Source organism: Arcanobacterium ihumii, from assembly GCF_900604515.1.
Lineage (GTDB): Bacteria > Actinomycetota > Actinomycetes > Actinomycetales > Actinomycetaceae > Arcanobacterium_A > Arcanobacterium_A ihumii.
In genome coordinates, this window is record NZ_UWOS01000003.1 from 260943 (window position 1) to 278552 (window position 17610).

A 17610-nucleotide genomic window follows, 5' to 3' on the forward strand; every position below is an offset into this window, starting at 1 on the left:
CACGTGCAGTTTTATAATACGTGATCAGTATCTACAGTGTGGGGAAAATCAAAAAAAGTTCAACGAACGTTAATGCTATCGAAAGTTTCCGAGCAGTCCGCCGTCGACGCATGCGTAGATATAGTCCTTGATTTCATCGCGACTCATCTGCGCAACCAAACGATCAGCCTCATCGAGTTCGAATCCTGGATAATCCTGTGGACGATCCAAAATACGCTTGGAGAAGAGCCAAGATTCAGCTACAGCACGAATTACCGAGACGAGCGCTACCGAACCAATATGGCTCCGCACGAGCTTCTGCATCCGATCACCCTCTTCACCAGCACCGAAGTTGATCTTTCCAGCCCCCTCAGGAACGTTTGCTCCTAGGCGAGACCCGTGAACATGATCGAGTTGATCGTCAACCGCGGTGCCAACCGCAGTCGCTAAAAATACTTCATCGAAGTTCAGTAGCTTTGAGGTACCAGGTTCGCCCTCTAAATCACCAATACGCACAAAAATGTAAAGATCAAGATCACGTATCATGAAGTCAAGGTAGACGTCGATTGCGGACTTAATCATCATTTCCGGTGAGGATTCCTCAACCATTGCTGCTTTAATCTGCTCGACCAAGTCTCCAACGATGTATGCACCTACGGTGTACTGAAGGCTCACCTTGTCCGGGAAATAGCGGTACAGGATAGATTTGGAAGTCTTCGCATACTCAGCAATCTGATCCATTGATACCTGATAGCCGTATTTACGCACTACATCACAAGTAATCTCCACAAATTTCCGCGTCCGCTCTTCACGATGGCGAACCCACCGTAGCGCGCGACCATCTTGCTTCTCAGCAGCCTGTCGAATATTTGTAGACATCCGTCTCCCCGTTGAGTGATGTTGCAGGTCAAAATGACCTTGTCTGATATTTTATAATCACAAGTGATCTATTTAAACATAGCACTGAAATGCAGGTAATAAGAAAAATCTGTGCGTGATCTTTGTCTGTTATTTTAATCCATTTGTACCGGTGAGCGTCGTAACAACCTTGAGATACGCATCGCGAGTCCGCTGGACAATCTCACGTGGCAACTGTGGAGGCAATTCGAAGGACAACGGCGTCCACTCAGTTTCTTGGGATATCACCCAGTCACGCACCAATTGCTTATCAAAAGACGGCTGTGGCTTTCCTGGTTCGTATTGGGTTTCATACCAAAACCGCGAAGAATCGGGGGTAAGTAGTTCATCCCCTAAGACAACGTCGTCTTCCCCGTTATCAAACGGCAACCCAAACTCAAGTTTAGTGTCAGCTAGAATTAAGCCTTTCTCGTGGGAAACCTTTTTCGCCTCGGCATAGATTGCCAAAGAGCGCTCACGCATCACTTCAGCATAGTTCTTTCCAACGATTTCGATAACATCAGCGAAACTGATATTTTCATCGTGACTTCCGCGGCTTGCCTTAGTTGAGGGGACGAAGATTGGTTCGACGAGTTCTTCAGACTCTGAAATACCAGCGGGAAGTTTCTGCCCTGCTACTGCTCCCGTTTCAAGGTACTCTGCCCAGCTAGCGCCAGCCAAGAATCCTTTAACGGTGCACTCAACCGGAAACATTTTCAACCTGTGTGCAATTACAGCGCGTCCCTGTACCTCAGCAGGAACCGCACACTCCACCAAATGATTGGGTACTACATGCGCGAGCTCCTTAAACCACCATTGGGAAAGGTATGTCAAAAACTTTCCTTTATCGGGGATAATCGAGGGCAAAACAAAGTCAAAGGCGCTAATGCGATCAGAAGAAACCATCATGATGGTTTCCATTCCAAACATTGAATCAGCACCAGTTGGCACGAAAAGGTCTCGCACTTTACCACTATAGGTGTGCGACCATCCTGGGATAAACGGAATTCCCATCGATGAATTTTCCATTCCTGCCTCCTCTACATTGAAGCTGCTAGTGCAAGCGTACTGATATTGAGCAAGAAGCGATAGAGCAAATCAGGGTTCGTTGCTCTAAAGCTGATAGAAAGGTGGGCTGGAGTTGTCACTCCAGCCCACCTAAAAGCTACCGAACTAGTTCAGCTCACTTAGCATCTTCGATGCGAGCACGAAGCTTATCGAGCTCTGCTGAGATTGCTTCAGGAAGCTTATCTCCGAACTGCTCGAAGTACTTCGCTGAATCCTCTGCTTCTGTTGCCCAAGCTTCAGGATCGGTGGCGTAGAGCTTTGCCCAATCCTGAGCGGAGAGGTCAAGACCCTCAACGTTGAAGTCTTCGAACTTCGGGTAACGTCCGGTCATGCCTTCAATAGCATCTACTTCGCCGGCGCAACGACGAACTACCCAATCAAGAACGCGAGCGTTGTCGCCATATCCTGGCCACATGAACTTGCCATTCTCATCCTTGCGGAACCAGTTAACCTGGAAGATCTTCGGGAACTTGTCGCCGAGCTTCTCGCCCATCTCGAGCCAGTGACCCCAGTAATCAGCCATGTTGTAGCCACAGAATGGGAGCATTGCGAATGGATCGTGACGGAGGGAGCCAACTGAACCTTCTGCTGCAGCAGTCTGCTCCGATGCAACGGTTGCACCAACAAATACACCGTGGGTCTGGTCGAAGGACTCAGCAACGAGTGGAACGTTGGTTGCACGACGTCCGCCGAAAAGGATTGCGTCGATTGGAACACCAGACGGTGCTTCCCAATCTGGGCAAACAATCGGGCACTGAGCTGCTGGAGCAGTGAAACGTGAGTTAGGATGTGCCGCCTTCTTGCCAGCTTCTGTATCAGCCTTCGAGAAGTCATTACCTTGCCAGTCAATGAGGTGTTCTGGCTGTTCGGCGTCGATACCTTCCCACCAAACGTCACCGTCGTCGGTCAATGCAACGTTAGTGAAAATAACGTTTTCCTTCATGGACTCCATTGCCATTGGGTTGGTGTCATAAGAGGTACCCGGTGCAACACCGAAGAAGCCTGCTTCTGGGTTAATTGCGTAAAGACGTCCATCTGGGCCTGGACGCATCCAAGCGATATCGTCTCCAACCGTCTCGACCTTGTAGCCATCGATGGTTGGTTGGAGCATGGCGAGGTTCGTCTTGCCACAAGCTGATGGGAATGCTGCAGTTACGTGGTACTGCTTGTTCGTCTTCTCATCGGTTAGGCGAAGGATAAGCATGTGCTCAGCCATCCAGCCGTCACGGCGAGCCATCGTCGAAGCAATACGTAGAGCGAAGCACTTCTTTCCGAGAAGAGCGTTCCCGCCGTAACCAGAACCGAAGGACCAGATTTCGTTGGTCTCCGGGAAATGGGTGATGTATTTTTCATCGTTGCATGGCCATGCAACATCAGTTTCGCCTTCAGCAAGTGGTTTACCAACTGAGTGTACTGCTGGAACCCAAGCGCCGCCTTCACCAATAAGTTTCAGTGCTTCTGCACCCATACGAGTCATGATGCGCATGTTTACAACAACATATGGGGAGTCTGTGAGCTCAACACCGAGCTGTGAAATAGGACCGCCGAGTGGACCCATTGAGAATGGAACAACGTACATCGTGCGACCAGCCATTGCACCACGGAATACACCGTTTTCGCCGATGAGGGTTTCCTTCATTTCTTTAGGATCTGCCCAGTTGTTGGTTGGACCGGCATCTTCTTCCTTTTCGGAACAGATGTAGGTGCGCGACTCAACACGAGCAACGTCAGATGGAAGGGAACGAGCCAAGAAAGAGTTCGGACGCTTCTCAGGGTTCAGACGGGTAAACATTCCGCTGTTAACCATAAGCGTTGTGAGACGATCCCATTCTTCTTGGGAACCATCGGCCCATTCGATCTTCGCTGGCTGGGTGAGGTTTGCAACCTTAGCAACCCATTCAATGAGATCAGCTGGAGCGATGGAAGGTGCACCTTCGCGTACTTCGTCAACTGTGTAGGTCTTGTCTGTCATCGCATTTCCTCCTAGAGATTCGGCGATGTTGTACTGGATTACTTCCAATAACCATTATTCACTGAAGTACCGCCGTTTTGGTGGGACTATCGGCTCGCGATTACCGCTGGCAAAAAGCCAAACACCTGCACGGATACTTCCCTTATATTCTCGGGGGTTTACAGCAAATTCTCCACTTGTGAGTGGAACAAACCCAGCTTGGGTCACTACGCCGGCAAGGTAAACAGTCCCATTTTAGTATTCGACTTCTTTTGTATTTAAAACAAGTTCGGATACATGTTTGGTACGGTTTTTTATTCAGATATAATTGATTTTGAAATTAAAATACGGAGATCAATCCAAGGGAGAAAATCCATGTCTCGCTCCGCACAAAAATCACGCAGATTTAAAATAGCTGCACTGCTATTACCCGCCACGCTTTTCCTCGCAGCATGCGAATCCACTAACTCTATGGTGGTTGAAGAATCGGGGAAAATTAACTTTACAGCTCACTTCAAGGATGATTCTGGAATGGCCACTGGATCTGGAATCAAGTGCGAGGACATCAAGAAAGAGATGGAACTATCCAAATTTGAATCCGCAATGGTTCAAGTTCAAGATTCCTCATCGGGCAATACACTTGAATGCTCATTCAACGTTTCCGCTCCAGGAAGTGATATCTTAACCGAAACCGAAAACACTTTCATTGTAAAATTAGGAGACACTCAGGATCCCGCCTTCAACTCCGAAGATCTTGAAACGTTCAAACAGCTTGGTGTTAATTTCGCTCTCAATATTCAGATGCCTGGTGACATCGTTCGCGCAGACGGTGCCACAATCAACGGAAATACCGCTTCTTACACAGATCCTTCCGTCCTTGGAAGCCAAATCACGGTCGAAGGAATGAAGCGCGCCGGTGCCAAGGTTGGAGATACCGCCAATGCAGAGGAAAAGGCGTCTGATTCAAAGTCTGAAAGCGCTGACACTGAACCCGCAAAAGACACCGATACCGAAGTGTCTGACAACGAATCAAATCCCGTACCATGGATCCTTGGCGGCTTGATCCTGCTCGGCCTTATCGGGGTGGGAGTATTCTTCCTAACCCGCAAGAAACCTAACAACAACCCTGCTCAGGGATATGGAATGAATGGACAAGCACCATTCGGACAGGCACCTTACGGTCAGCAGCCATACGATCAAAATGCAAATGGGCAAGCCCCTTACATGCAGCAGCCATATTATCAAGCAACGCAACAGCCATATTCGAGCAACCCATCAATGCCATCGCAGAATAACTCACGATTCTCTTACGCGGAAGCACCTGCACCAACTCAGCCGATGTCGGTACCGCCTGTACAGCCTCCATACACAGGCAAACAACCACAAACTCAAACCTATCAAACCTATTCATCAGCACCTCAATCCTTCCCACAAGGAGGAGCAGGTCTTGAAAATGCACCTCAGGATCACAACGACGGGTCGCAAAATCCTGGACCGCAGACTTCAGAATCACACGATCTTGATGAGGGTTCGCAAAATCCAGGTCCACAACAGTGACTAATTTGAAGTAACGCTCGCTTTTGGGTGGGGTGGCACCGTCTTCGCCACCCCACCCAAAACCCGAGTGAGGATTGAAGAAGGGCTGGTGGGCGAACATCTTTCCAGATGTTCGCCCACCAGCCCTTCAATTAAGCACTTCGCTATTCCCACCCATAGATCAGTCGAGAAGTGGCACTCGCACAATCGTCTGATCACGGTCCGGACCAACACCGATTGAAGAAATTCGACAACCAGAAAGCTCTTCTAGCTTCTTCACATAGTCTTGCGCAGCCGCTGGAAGCTCTTCAAACGTCTGGCACTGCGAAATATCTTCGGTCCAACCTGGGAAGTACTCATAAATTGGCTTAGCGTGATGCATAGCCGTCTGAGAATCCGGCAGATCTTCAACCCGCACACCATCTACCTCGTATGCAACACAAACCGGAATCTGCTCGATACCGGTAAGTACATCAAGCTTCGTTAAAACGATATCGGTCAGCGAGTTAACTTGGCTGGCGTAACGTGCCACGACAGCGTCATACCAGCCACAACGGCGAGGGCGACCCGTCGTCGTACCATATTCACCACCAACTTCACGCAAACGCTCTCCCCACTCATCGTGGAGTTCGGTTGGGAACGGGCCTTCACCAACACGGGTGATGTAGGCTTTCGCAACACCTACAACGCGGTCGATTCGACGTGGTCCAACACCCGAACCGGTACAAGCACCAGCAGCAGTACACGACGAAGACGTAACGAATGGATAGGTACCATGATCGATGTCAAGCATAACTGCCTGGCCACCCTCAAAAACGAGTGTTTCACCGCGGTCAAGTGCGTGGTTCAGCTCAGCAGTAACGTTCATAAGCATTGGCTTCACACGATCCGCGTAAGATAGCAACTCGTCGGTTACAGCATCAACGTCAAAACCTTCTTCGCCGTAAACCTTCTCAAGTAAACCATTCTTCTGGTCAAGGGCACCTTCAACCTTCTGACGAAGAATCGACGGATCATAGAGATCCTGGATGCGCAAACCGATTCGATTCATTTTATCTGCATAGGTTGGTCCAATACCACGACCAGTGGTTCCCAACTTACGCTTTCCAAGCATGCGCTCATTCATCGCATCCATGGTTTTGTTATACGAAGGAATGATGTGAGCATTATTCGAAATACGAAGCTTGGAGGTATCGATTCCACGCGCATTGAGCTCTTCGATCTCAGAGAACAGCACTTCAAGGTCAACCACAACACCGTTACCAATGACAGGGGTACAACCCGCCGTTAGGATACCTGCCGGCAACAGGTGCAATGCGAACTTTTCCCCATTAACGACGACGGTATGACCCGCATTATTGCCACCGTTGTACTTAACAACATAGTCGACTTGGGTACCAAGCTGATCCGAAGCCTTACCTTTACCTTCGTCGCCCCATTGAGCACCCACAATAATTACTGCTGGCATCTGCCTTCACGTCCTTCACGTTCACTGATTAGCAATAAGCTTAGTCGTAAAACGCTACTTGGGCGGATTTCTTCCACAGCACGCTTTACTAAGTAATGCTACCGATCCAAAAAATGAAAAGAAATATTCTTTCACAATGTGAGAGGTTGAATATCAAATTACGAAATTCCAGCTGCGGTTAAATAGGTGAGAACAGCTCTAACGCGCCGATTTTCCTCTCCTGGATGCAATCCAAGTTTGAGAAATACATTGGCAACATGCTTCGATACCGCCGCATGAGAAAGGAAAAGATAGTCTGCAATTTGCGAATTTGACATCCCCTGTGCCATCAACTCAAGCACCTCACGCTCCCTCGCAGTAAGAGCATCAAGTGCACTCCCTTTTCCTCGAATTAGTCCAGCCGCAACCTCCGGATCGATAACAATACCTCCAGCTGCAATGATTCCAAGCGAACGCATAAAGTCCGCAACGTCCGAGATTCGATCCTTAAGCAAATATCCAAGTCCACCAGTCTTATAGGAAACTTTTGAGCGGATATGGTCACCACCCATCGGTGTCATCTCCCCAAAACCTCCAAATCCAGATACTGCTTGACCTTCTGGCGCGAACAGAGCGCTCGCGTACGACGGTGCAACATACTGGGAAAGCACCAGTACCGACAGCTCAGGAAGTTCTTCACGAAGGTCGACGGTGGCGCGCAAACCATCATCGGTTAAGGTCGGTGGCATTCTCACATCGGTGATGAGAACGTCTATGCCAGAACTCTGAGGATCCATTAGTAGCTCACGAACTCGCTCCAACATTTCCGGAGCAGTAGTAGCAGTTCCCACAACTTCATGCCCACTGCGGTCTAAAATTCCTGCAAGCCCTTCACGGATCAAGGCAGCATCGTCAGCAAGGAAAATTTTCATTCGACGAACCCCATCTCAGACGTGTTGATTCCAGATTCTCCACGAAACAAAAGTAATGGTAATGAAGCAGAAACCGTCGTTGGACCTTCACTCGGGGAGGATACTTCGAGGGTTCCGCCAAAAGCAGCGAGGCGTTCACGCAAACCTGCTAGCCCGCCGCCTTCAACAATTTTTGCCCCACCCCGACCTGTGTCTACCACCGAGATACGGAGCGAATCACTCACGGTAAGTAACACACTTGCCTCGGCTTCAGGTTCATGCTTAGCCACATTTGTGAGGGCTTCCGTCACCAAAAAATAGGCTGCCGCAATTACGCCTTCTGGTAGCCTTGGGAGAGGATGCGGCACAACCACATTGACTGGAACTGGAGTTCGTTCCGCTACGTCACGAACCGCTGCCTCTAGGCCGCGATCGCTAAGAATTTTTGGATGAATACCATTCACAGTCGCACGCAGAGCTTTCAAACCCAATTGCGAGGAATTTTTTGCACGCTCCAAAATACCAGGCAGATCAGCCAACTCAGGTGGGAGATTCGTAGTGCTATCGAGGACTAGTTGAGCTTCACCGATCGCCATTCCAGACGCCACGATATATTGCTGCGCTCCATCGTGCAGATCACGTTCAATTCGTCGGCGTTCGATCTCGAAAGCATCAACAATTTCACGCCGCGAACGTGACAATTCTTCAATCTGCGAAGCCAGAGCATGAGCATTTACACGCCTCTTTTTTCGCCACTTCATGGCAACCTCCTCTCTCCTCAGAAAAGGCTACCAGCCCCAATCAGCTAGAAGGTAGAGCTAGCTCTACCGTAAAGTCGGGATTGAGCACCATTTCCTTGGCACGTCACGGTAGGTTTAATTACTGATATGAGCACAAACGCAATACATACACAAGCAAATATCTATCAATCAAAAACCGCGCCAGCCCTACTCGAAACAAATGCCGTCGTTAAGGCATACGGAGACGTCCATGCACTCGCCGGTATCGACGTAACAATCAATTCCGGTGAAATCGTTGCCATCATGGGCCCATCCGGATCGGGTAAATCAACTCTTCTCCACGTCCTTTCGGGAATCCTTTTACCCGATTCAGGATCGGTTCGGCTCGGTGGCGATGAGCTCACGTCATTGTCCGACGCCGACCGCTCACGTTTACGACGTACGCATTTCGGTTTCGTTTTCCAAGATGGTCAACTCGTTCCCGAACTCACTGCACGCGAAAACGTTGCACTTCCCCTCCTTCTCAATGGAGCTTCCCGAAATAAGGCAATTGCTCAGGCAGAAGAATGGCTGACTCGAATGGGTGTAGGAGACCAGGCCAAAAAGCGCCCCGGTCAAATGTCCGGCGGTCAAGCACAACGAGTTGCTATTGCCCGTGCACTAGTTCACGAACCTGACGTGGTTTTTGCCGACGAACCAACCGGCGCACTTGACCAAGCTACCGGGCATGAAACCATGCAGGTATTGACCAGCACCTGCGCCAAACGCGGCATGACGCTCGTCGTCATCACCCACGATGTTAAGGTAGCTGGTTGGTGCCGTCGGCTCATCGAAATTCGGGATGGATTGATCCACACAGATCGCTCCATCAGTACTCCTGAAAACCGCTGAGGAGAGCTTCATGAACACCTTAAGCATCGCTCTTTCGCTCTCCCGAGCACGCCTCAAGTCCTCAAAAAACGCCGGCTTCCTTGATGCCATGATGCTACTCGCCTTCACGGTTTCATCGTGGCTAACTATCACAACCTTTGCCGGCGTATGGATGTTCATCCAGCGTCAAGACACCGTAGGAGTTGATCTGTCCCTAATCTACGACGTCGACCCTGAAGTTTTCGAAGGTATAGGAGCCATCTACGTTGGTCTTTCAGTACTTGCGCTTTCTCTCCTTATCTTCCCCCTTCTATCGCTCGGAATCGCCGCCACTCAACTCGGGGCCAACGGACGCTCTCACAGACTCGCATCAATTCGTTTAATTGGTATGACGGCAGGGCAGGTCACCTTAATGACGATTTTTGAAACTCTTGTTTTATCCACTATCGGATATTTCCTTGGCGTCATTCTTTACTTCATCTCTATCCCCTTCTGGCAAAAACTTAGCTTTCAAAGTCTTCGGGTACTACCCACCGAAATGATGCTTCCATGGTGGGGATTTGTTGGAATCTTCTTCCTTATATCGGTTCTCGCCATGCTTGCATCAATCTTTGGACTGCGTAAGGTGTCAATTTCTCCACTCGGAGTTGCTAAACGAGAGGCTGCTGCATCGGTGAAAATTTGGCGCGTAGTAATCCTTGTTATTGGCTTCGGAGTAATTGTCTTCGCTACCTCAAGATTCTCTCCTCTCGATGCTTCAACCACCCAATATCTGTCCATGGCAATAGTGATTCTTGCATTCTTCGGAGGAACCTCACTGGCTGGCCCGTTCTTCATCCAGACGCTGGCGCGTCCTCTAACCCGAACAGGACGCACAGCCCAGCTCATCGCAGCTCGCCGAATTATCGATAATCCGAAGACGACGTGGCGAAACGTTGCCGCAGTATCACTAATGGCGTTGATGGTTTCATTCGTGGTGTTCAACGTTAGCTTCTCATTCGAAGGACGACCAAATAAAACCCGTGAACAACAGATTCAGCTTTTAACCCAACAGGTTATGTTGGAGGACATCATCCAAGGAACAATCATTGCTTTCGGCATCGCCTTGATTATCAGTTGTATCTCTACCTTGATTCACCAGGCATCAGATGTAATCGATCGCAAAGACGAAACTCAGGCACTTGTACATCTAGGAATGCCACTTGGAACACTTACCAAAGCCCGGCTGATTCAGGTGATTGCACCAATGCTTTTGATGCTTGTTATCGCTACCGGTCTGGGTATTTCCCCTGGACTACTCAATGGAGTTCGCCCACCGGCACACAACATCGCACTGATGTCTGCGCTCCTCGGAATCGGTCTACTGGCAAGTATCTTGTCCGTTGTTTTCACCGCACCGATTCAAAATGCGTTGGTAAAGACCCACCACCGCCGAAACGACTAATCGATTCCCTGATAAGAGACTCTTAAAATGGAAAAGCAAGGGGAGGGCTTCATTCATATGAATGAAGCCCTCCCCTTGCTTATTTTGGGCAAAATCAAGAACCGATTACATGATCCCCAATCTTAAAAACCAGTGAGAAACACTAGGTTCTGAATCCAAAATTACTTAAGCTTAGTTCCCACCGAGCCGAGGCGCTCACATGCTTCAAGAACACGTGCAGCCATACCAGCTTCAGCAACCTTGCCCCAAGCGCGTGGATCGTACTGCTTCTTGTTTCCAACTTCGCCGTCAATCTTCAGAACGCCGTCGTAGTTCTTGAACATCCAATCAGCAACTGGACGGGAGAATGCATACTGGGTGTCAGTGTCAACATTCATCTTGATAACGCCGTTAGCAACTGCAGTTGCAATTTCTTCTGCGGTTGAACCGGAACCACCATGCATAACGAGATCGAATGGACGATCGCCGGCGTTGAACTTCGCACCTACTGCCTCCTGGATCTCACCGAGGATCTCTGGACGGAGCTTAACTGCACCTGGCTTGTAAACACCGTGAACGTTTCCAAAGGTAAGAGCGGTGATGTAACGGCCCTTCTCGCCTAGACCAAGAGCCTCAACGGTCTTGATGCCATCTTCAGCGGTGGTGTAAAGCTTCTCGTTGATTTCTGCCTTTACGCCGTCTTCTTCTCCACCAACAACACCAATCTCGATTTCGAGGATTGTATGAGCAGCCTGGGAAAGCTCAAGAAGCTCTTGTGCAATAACGAGGTTTTCGTCGAGCGGAACAGCCGAGCCATCCCACATGTGCGACTGGAAGAATGGATCACGTCCAGCCTTAACTTCCTCCGCTTCGAGCTCCATAATTGGACGAATCCAGGAGTCAATGTTCTGCTTCGCGCAGTGATCGGTGTGGAGAGCAACGGTAACTGGGTAGTTCTTTGCAACTTCACGTGCATATGCAGCCATAGCGAGCGAACCAGCAACGCGGTCCTTGATCGTTGATCCTGCCCAGTACTCAGCTCCACCTACAGATACCTGGATAATTCCATCGGATTCAGCTTCGGCGAAACCCTGCAATGCCGCCGTAAGGGTTTGCGATGAGGTTACGTTGATTGCTGGATATGCAAACTTTTCGCGCTTAGCGCGGTCAAGCATTTCTGCATAAACTTCTGGGGTTGCGATTGCCACGAAAAACTCCTTCGTAAGTGGAATGAGAACACCTTAAGTATTCCACTTAAAGCGCTTCAGTAATAGGTACATAGACCCTAACTAGATCCTAGCACTTCATCTAAATATCAACGTATTGCTACACATAACTCCACCTGATTCCTCAAGCAGCGCATCAATGTTCCCTTCTAATTCAAAAAGCATTGACTTTCCGATACGCTAACGTTGTTACCGATGAGACGAAAGAATTGCAATGACTCAACCTACCAACCAAGAGCCAGACTTTGACGTAATTGTTATCGGTGCCGGCATCGCTGGATGCGTTGCCGCCTACGAACTGGCAAACGCTGGCCACTCAGTTGCCCTGATTGAGCGCGGGGACGCACCTGGCTCGAAGAACCTCTCTGGCGGCGTTCTTTATTCGCGAGTCATGGAAGAAATCTTCCCAAACTTCCTAAAAGACGCTCCAATCGAACGCATAATTACTCGCAATGTTCTTTCTTTCCTTAACACTCGGTCGCACGTCAACATTGACTATTGGGATGCTCGATTGGGAGATCCAGTCAATGCCGTCACCGTTTTGCGTGCCAAACTCGACGCATGGCTCGCGGACCAAGCCGAAGAAGCAGGGGCAACGGTTCTTCCCGGAGTCAAAGTCGATGCGTTACTTCGCGAGGATGATCAAGTAGTTGGAATTCGCGCTGGCGACGAAGACCTTCGAGCAAACATCGTTATCGCTGCCGACGGCGTTAACTCCTTTATCGCCCGGGAGGTAGGCTTACGTAAGAAAGAGCCATCTAAGCACCTCGCCGTCGGAGTAAAATCCGTGATCGGTCTGCCCAGTACAGTTATTGAAGATCGCTTCAACCTTGGTAGAGCAGTCCTTACCAAAGCCGATGACGCAAACACCACAAAATCTGAGCTTAAAGATGGCGTCGCTTTCGCCGTCGTCGGAGATGCTACCCAAGGTGTTGCAGGCGGAGGCTTTATCTACACCAACGAAGATTCCGTCTCGATCGGGGTGGTTCTACGCCTAGATGACCTTGTTGACAAGGGGCTAAGCTCAACCGAAATTCACGATGCGTTCTTAGCACATCCAGCCGTCGCACCCTATATTCGCGACGGAAAACTGCTCGAATATGGTTGCCACATGACCATCGAAGACGGTCCTGCCATGGCGAAGCACGATTTAACCTTGCCTGGTCTGATGGTCATTGGGGACGCCGCTGGATTTACCCTCAACACTGGAATGACTATTCGTGGCATGGACTTGGCCGCGCAATCCGCTCGCTCTGCTGCTCGTGCTGCCAGCGAAGCACTTGAAAAGAAGGACTTTTCCTTGGAGTCCATGAATCTATATCTAGCTTTCGCCAATGATTCTTGGCTTGGTAAAGATATGTCCACTTATCAGGGAGCTCCGGCATTCTTAGAAAATCCGCGACTTTACAAGGATTACGGCCCATTCCTCGCCAATATTTTCCACGAGCTCTACAACATCAACCTTCAGCCCCGGAAGAAAGTGAAGAAAGTTGTTCAGTCGGTATTTAAAAAATCAGGCTTGAAAGTAAAGACTGTCGTTAAAGACGCACTTGCCGCTATTCGAGCACTGTGAGAGCGCTGGTCACTTACCAAATAGATTTCCGAAAGCGTAAAGGACACAACCGATGGAAAATCGACTCGCACAAACCCACTTTGAGCTCGACGATGAATATGGACATATCGAAGTCAATCAAGAAGCCGTTCGCGAAGCAGGGATTGGTGACGCACTTATTAACGTCTGCCCGGCCAACGTGTATTCGCGTATGGCAAACGGAGATATCGACGCAGAATATGCGGCTTGCCTAGAATGTGGATCGTGCCGGCAGATCACCCCAGAAGGCACGCTCACCTGGCATTATCCGCGCGGTGGCTTCGGGGTACGCTTCCTTCAAGGCTAGGCAGAAACTTTTTGTTAGTTGAGTACATCGCTAACCAACTTCGCGGCACACAAGATCATTTTTGCGAACCGCAAAGTAATCAAGCTCGGTACTGAGCAATCCACCAATGCATTGCAATCGCCGCGGCAGCCGCAACGTTCATCGAACGAGTCGAGCCAAATTGCGGGATAAATACGGCTTTTTCACAACGGTCAAGCAATTCGGGCGAAATACCATTCGACTCCTGACCGAAAACCAGCAAGCAACGCTGTGGCAACTCGGTTTTCTCAATCTGAGTTGAGCCTTCCATATTATCTACGGCAACAACTTCATAACCGTTTTCCACTGCCCACGCAAATAGATCAGCTGGATCTGGGTGATGATGAACATGCATATAACGGTCTGTCACCATCGCACCGCGGCGATTCCATTTCTTCTTGCCGACCACGTGCACAGCACCAACATTAAAAGCGTTTCCCGTTCGCACAATTGAGCCGATGTTAAGGTCATGCTCTAGGTTTTCAATCGCAATATGGAGCTCAGATCGTGAAGTATCGAGATCTTCCTTAATTGCCTCGAGTGTCCAGTAGCGGTATTTATCGACCACGTTGCGTCGATCTCCGCTCTCGAGGAGTTCGGGATCAAATTTCGGATCGCTCGGCCACTCACCCTCCCACGGCCCGACGCCTGGAGACTGCGTCTGGTAGTTAGGGTCGTTCTGGTCAATTCGTAGTTTTTCTTTCGATACCTCTGGAGCATTCGTAGCTTGGTCGAGGTGTTCGACAGCGTCTTTGGTGACGGGAGATGGCGTCGTCATCATAGCCTTCCAGACATCTTCGGACCAGCAAACCTACGTACCAAAGTACGCGGCGCAAACTTAAGTAAACCGTACGTAGCCTTGTACATCGCCGTCGGTACAACGATTACTTGACCACGACGTGCGGCATCAAGCGCAACATTGGCAACGTACTGCGGATCCATAAACATAAATTCTTGCCATTGTCCTGCGTCAACTTTGACTCGCTGATGAAATTCTGTGTGCATGAGCCCAGGAAGAACCGCTGTAATGTTGACGCCAGTGCCCTCGAGATCTGTTGCAACGCCTTCGGTAAATACCTTGACCCAAGCTTTATGTGCAGAATAAGTTCCCTGAACAGTCATAGAAGTAATCGATGATACGTTGATAATCGTTCCGCGACCGCGCGGAACCATCGTGTTCACAGCGGCGTGCGTGAGCACAAGCACCGCGTTGACCATAACGTTAATTGCGTTGAGCTCACGGGTGATGTCACCACCGACAAAGTCTTGGCCTAATCCCATTCCTGCATTGTTAATAAGGAGTGTGACGGGTTGGTTTACTGCCTGAATACGTTTGGCTACGGAATCAACACCATCAACGGAGTTCAAATCCGCTGGGAGAACTTCTACTCCAACATTAGCTTTTTGACGCAATTCATCGGCGAGCTTGTTGAGGCGATCGCTGTCACGCGCCACGAGAACCAGATCATTTCCTTCAGCTGCAAGGGCCCACGCAAATTCGCGTCCCAGACCCGAGCTCGCTCCTGTGATAAGTGCTCTTCCCATAACGACAAGCGTACCTCGTTATGCGCATACAGTGTAATGATGTGAACCGGATGGAGCAGCAAGACGGTCACGGCGATGCTTCGTGGTGTGTTTTTGCAAACTTCCGGATATATATCCACAGAATTGCGATATACCACCAGTTGTTACCCACATGCGTGCCTCTTGCAAGGCTTATCGACAGGACCAAAGAAAATCTAGCTAACAATACGAAAAATCTTTGTAATGGCGGTATGTATTTAGATTCGCAATTTCTTGGAGTTTTTAATCGTTCTGCCCTCGCACAGATAGGAATAATCAATGACCGACAGCTTAAGAAGTCAATCAGCGCTGGAGAACTCAACAGAATTGCCCGTAACTGGTTTGCGTTGAAGAATGCCAACCCACGAGTAGTTGCCGCGATTCATATTGGAGCAAGGGTGGGCTGTCTTACTGGTTGTAGCCTCTTCGGAATCTGGGTTCCTAGAAACACCGGAATACATTATGTTTTGCCTGTATCTCGGTCCAGACCAGCTGTAACGTATCGGGATAACGCTTGCTTACATAGAGTGCGCCGTCTAATACAAGATCCAATTTATTCTCTTGACGAATGCATTAAACAAGTATTGCAATTTCACGATCGTGAAACCGGTTTTATTATCCTAGAATCTGCTATCAATCAAGGTCTGATCTCGCTTGAGAACTCCCGTAGATACCTCGAAAGTCAAACCCAGAAGAAAGCGGCATTGAGCAAGTATCTATGTGCCACTTCCGAATCAGGAAGCGAGTCAAGAGTGCGACTCTTTTTCCTCCTAAAACGTACACATGTCCAATCACAAGTCCAGATAGATGGAATTGGGCGAGTGGATATTCTGGTTGGCAGGTCACTCATCATTGAATGCGATAGCGCAGCTTATCACAGCGAATATAAACGGTACATCTACGATCGTCAACGTGATCTTGCCGCGCTTTCTCTTGGATATAAAGTTATACGACTAAGCTACGAACAAATCTGGAGTTCTTGGGAGCACACGCAGGGTATCCTATCTAAGGCTTTGCAGGCACGAATCCATCGAAAATTCACTTATATCAGACGTGCATGACCTTCGGCGCTATAGCAAATGGTGCACCGGTTAGTAGTGGAAAAGGTTCTTAGGGATAAGTTTGGTGGTGTGTTTTTGCAAACTTCTGAACATATATCCAGATGTATACGAATCCTCACCAATTTTCATGTGTGTTCCTGCCCGCGGCGCAACAAACGTCGTTCTCCCGCTAGAATCGGTATATGAAACTTGCTACGTGGAATATCAATTCAGCCCGAGCACGAGCGGATCGTGTCCTTGATGTGCTTCAGCGCCACGACCTTGACGTTCTCGCCCTCCAAGAGATTAAATGCAAACCGGAGCAGTTTCCCCGCGAACAGATCGAAGCAGCCGGATATAAGGTCATAGCCCACGGATTCAACCAATGGAATGGAGTGGCATTGATTTCGCGGCTCAATATGGCCGATGTGCGCACAAGTTTCCCTGGGCAGCCAGGCTTCATCAAAGGAAGCCCCACCAGCGACTCCCTTTTCCTTAGATCCCCAGACCCCGAAGCGCGCGCACTCGGTGCGCTCATCAACGGGGTTGAGATTTGGAGCCTCTATATCCCCAACGGTCGCGCAGTCGGCGACCCGCACTATCATTACAAGTTGGAGTTTTTAGACCAGCTCAACAGTTACGCACAGTCAACGTTAAATACTAACCCCGAGGCGAAGATCGCCTTCGTCGGGGACTGGAACGTTATCCCTTATGACGACGACGTCTGGGATCCTTCCGCAATGGAGGACGGACTCTATCTCAGCGAACCGGAGCGTGAAGCGTTTTTCGCCTTAGAACAAACTGGGATGTGCGAAGTTACCCGAAACCTGGTTACAAATTACACCTACTGGGACTACCAGCAACTTCGCTTCCCTAAAAACCAAGGAATGCGCATTGACTATATCTATGCCTCACCTGCACTCGCCTCTTTGACAAAAACAGCGCAGATTGATCGCGACGAACGTAAAGGTAAAGGGGCTTCGGATCACGTACCAGTAATTGCGACCTTTACCACCGAACACTCAAGCGCAGAAGATATATAA

General features: G+C 49.4%; 16 protein-coding genes. 7 read left to right on the forward strand and 9 right to left on the reverse strand.

What is annotated here, in order from left to right; translation table 11 throughout:
- Positions 1 to 75 precede the first annotated feature (75 nt).
- The 3 genes from EIH22_RS08525 to EIH22_RS08535 all read right to left on the reverse strand — a co-directional run bounded on the left by EIH22_RS08525 (position 76) and on the right by EIH22_RS08535 (position 3916).
- Positions 76 to 858 (reverse strand): TetR/AcrR family transcriptional regulator, encoded by a 783-nt coding sequence (locus tag EIH22_RS08525; RefSeq protein WP_124055378.1) that lies wholly within the window; start codon positions 856 to 858, stop codon positions 76 to 78.
- 129 nt (positions 859 to 987) lie between these two features.
- On the reverse strand, positions 988 to 1905 hold the full coding sequence (locus tag EIH22_RS08530) for a phosphoribosylaminoimidazolesuccinocarboxamide synthase (protein ID WP_124055379.1): 918 nt from the start codon (positions 1903 to 1905) through the stop codon (positions 988 to 990).
- 154 nt (positions 1906 to 2059) lie between these two features.
- On the reverse strand, positions 2060 to 3916 hold the full coding sequence (locus tag EIH22_RS08535; RefSeq protein ID WP_124055380.1) for a phosphoenolpyruvate carboxykinase (GTP): 1857 nt from the start codon (positions 3914 to 3916) through the stop codon (positions 2060 to 2062).
- Between the two features lie 354 nt (positions 3917 to 4270).
- Here EIH22_RS08535 and EIH22_RS08540 point away from each other — a divergent pair, with 354 nt between their 5' ends.
- Positions 4271 to 5452 carry a hypothetical protein gene (locus tag EIH22_RS08540; protein ID WP_124055381.1) on the forward strand — a complete coding sequence of 394 codons (1182 nt, stop codon included), beginning with the start codon at positions 4271 to 4273 and terminating at the stop codon, positions 5450 to 5452.
- Positions 5453 to 5612: 160 nt separating this feature from the next.
- Here EIH22_RS08540 and EIH22_RS08545 read toward each other — a convergent pair whose 3' ends face one another.
- The 3 genes from EIH22_RS08545 to EIH22_RS08555 form a co-directional block, all read right to left on the reverse strand.
- Entirely contained in the window at positions 5613 to 6899 is a 1287-nt protein-coding gene (locus tag EIH22_RS08545; RefSeq protein ID WP_124055382.1) for an adenylosuccinate synthase, read from the reverse strand.
- A gap of 158 nt (positions 6900 to 7057) precedes the next feature.
- The gene (locus EIH22_RS08550) at positions 7058 to 7810 is read right to left on the reverse strand and encodes a response regulator transcription factor (RefSeq protein WP_124055383.1); all 753 of its coding nucleotides are present in this window, start codon (positions 7808 to 7810) and stop codon (positions 7058 to 7060) included.
- A complete protein-coding gene (locus tag EIH22_RS08555; protein WP_124055384.1) occupies positions 7807 to 8550 on the reverse strand; it encodes a sensor histidine kinase in 744 nt (247 codons plus the stop codon). The genes EIH22_RS08550 and EIH22_RS08555 overlap by 4 nt, the downstream gene beginning before the upstream one ends.
- A gap of 126 nt (positions 8551 to 8676) precedes the next feature.
- Here EIH22_RS08555 and EIH22_RS08560 point away from each other — a divergent pair, with 126 nt between their 5' ends.
- Together EIH22_RS08560 and EIH22_RS08565 are read left to right on the forward strand one after the other, a co-directional pair.
- The gene (locus EIH22_RS08560; protein WP_124055385.1) at positions 8677 to 9420 is read left to right on the forward strand and encodes an ABC transporter ATP-binding protein; all 744 of its coding nucleotides are present in this window, start codon (positions 8677 to 8679) and stop codon (positions 9418 to 9420) included.
- Positions 9421 to 9430: 10 nt separating this feature from the next.
- Positions 9431 to 10843: an FtsX-like permease family protein gene (locus EIH22_RS08565; RefSeq protein WP_124055386.1), complete on the forward strand. Its 1413-nt coding sequence runs from the start codon at positions 9431 to 9433 to the stop codon at positions 10841 to 10843.
- A gap of 161 nt (positions 10844 to 11004) precedes the next feature.
- Here the strand turns inward: EIH22_RS08565 and fbaA are convergent, their stop codons facing one another.
- Complete coding sequence (fbaA, locus tag EIH22_RS08570) at positions 11005 to 12030, reverse strand: class II fructose-bisphosphate aldolase (RefSeq protein WP_124055387.1); 1026 nt, start codon at positions 12028 to 12030, stop codon at positions 11005 to 11007.
- Between the two features lie 232 nt (positions 12031 to 12262).
- Here fbaA and EIH22_RS08575 point away from each other — a divergent pair, with 232 nt between their 5' ends.
- The gene (locus EIH22_RS08575) at positions 12263 to 13621 is read left to right on the forward strand and encodes an FAD-dependent oxidoreductase (RefSeq protein ID WP_124055388.1); all 1359 of its coding nucleotides are present in this window, start codon (positions 12263 to 12265) and stop codon (positions 13619 to 13621) included.
- A gap of 52 nt (positions 13622 to 13673) precedes the next feature.
- Entirely contained in the window at positions 13674 to 13946 is a 273-nt protein-coding gene (locus EIH22_RS08580) for a ferredoxin family protein (protein ID WP_124055389.1), read from the forward strand.
- Positions 13947 to 14025: 79 nt separating this feature from the next.
- On the opposite strand, the gene EIH22_RS08585 is transcribed toward EIH22_RS08580, so the two are convergent.
- Positions 14026 to 14742, reverse strand: a complete 717-nt coding sequence (locus EIH22_RS08585; protein ID WP_124055462.1) for a TrmH family RNA methyltransferase — start codon at positions 14740 to 14742, stop codon at positions 14026 to 14028.
- Complete coding sequence (locus EIH22_RS08590; protein WP_124055390.1) at positions 14742 to 15509, reverse strand: SDR family NAD(P)-dependent oxidoreductase; 768 nt, start codon at positions 15507 to 15509, stop codon at positions 14742 to 14744. The genes EIH22_RS08585 and EIH22_RS08590 overlap by 1 nt, the downstream gene beginning before the upstream one ends.
- Before the next feature lie 50 nt (positions 15510 to 15559).
- Between EIH22_RS08590 and EIH22_RS08595 the strand changes: the two genes are divergently transcribed.
- Entirely contained in the window at positions 15560 to 16588 is a 1029-nt protein-coding gene (locus tag EIH22_RS08595) for an endonuclease domain-containing protein (protein WP_124055391.1), read from the forward strand.
- A gap of 182 nt (positions 16589 to 16770) precedes the next feature.
- Positions 16771 to 17610, forward strand: a complete 840-nt coding sequence (locus EIH22_RS08600; RefSeq protein WP_124055392.1) for an exodeoxyribonuclease III — start codon at positions 16771 to 16773, stop codon at positions 17608 to 17610.

Bases quoted from the DNA above. Each gene is read 5' to 3' on its own strand.
- EIH22_RS08525 (WP_124055378.1), bottom strand. From the start codon at position 858: ATGTCTACAAATATTCGACAGGCTGCTGAGAAGCAAGATGGTCGCGCG.
- EIH22_RS08530 (WP_124055379.1), bottom strand. From the start codon at position 1,905: ATGGAAAATTCATCGATGGGAATTCCGTTTATCCCAGGATGGTCGCAC.
- EIH22_RS08535 (WP_124055380.1), bottom strand. From the start codon at position 3,916: ATGACAGACAAGACCTACACAGTTGACGAAGTACGCGAAGGTGCACCT.
- EIH22_RS08540 (WP_124055381.1), top strand. From the start codon at position 4,271: ATGTCTCGCTCCGCACAAAAATCACGCAGATTTAAAATAGCTGCACTG.
- EIH22_RS08545 (WP_124055382.1), bottom strand. From the start codon at position 6,899: ATGCCAGCAGTAATTATTGTGGGTGCTCAATGGGGCGACGAAGGTAAA.
- EIH22_RS08550 (WP_124055383.1), bottom strand. From the start codon at position 7,810: ATGAAAATTTTCCTTGCTGACGATGCTGCCTTGATCCGTGAAGGGCTT.
- EIH22_RS08555 (WP_124055384.1), bottom strand. From the start codon at position 8,550: ATGAAGTGGCGAAAAAAGAGGCGTGTAAATGCTCATGCTCTGGCTTCG.
- EIH22_RS08560 (WP_124055385.1), top strand. From the start codon at position 8,677: ATGAGCACAAACGCAATACATACACAAGCAAATATCTATCAATCAAAA.
- EIH22_RS08565 (WP_124055386.1), top strand. From the start codon at position 9,431: ATGAACACCTTAAGCATCGCTCTTTCGCTCTCCCGAGCACGCCTCAAG.
- EIH22_RS08575 (WP_124055388.1), top strand. From the start codon at position 12,263: ATGACTCAACCTACCAACCAAGAGCCAGACTTTGACGTAATTGTTATC.
- EIH22_RS08580 (WP_124055389.1), top strand. From the start codon at position 13,674: ATGGAAAATCGACTCGCACAAACCCACTTTGAGCTCGACGATGAATAT.
- EIH22_RS08585 (WP_124055462.1), bottom strand. From the start codon at position 14,742: ATGACGACGCCATCTCCCGTCACCAAAGACGCTGTCGAACACCTCGAC.
- EIH22_RS08590 (WP_124055390.1), bottom strand. From the start codon at position 15,509: ATGGGAAGAGCACTTATCACAGGAGCGAGCTCGGGTCTGGGACGCGAA.
- EIH22_RS08595 (WP_124055391.1), top strand. From the start codon at position 15,560: ATGGAGCAGCAAGACGGTCACGGCGATGCTTCGTGGTGTGTTTTTGCA.
- EIH22_RS08600 (WP_124055392.1), top strand. From the start codon at position 16,771: ATGAAACTTGCTACGTGGAATATCAATTCAGCCCGAGCACGAGCGGAT.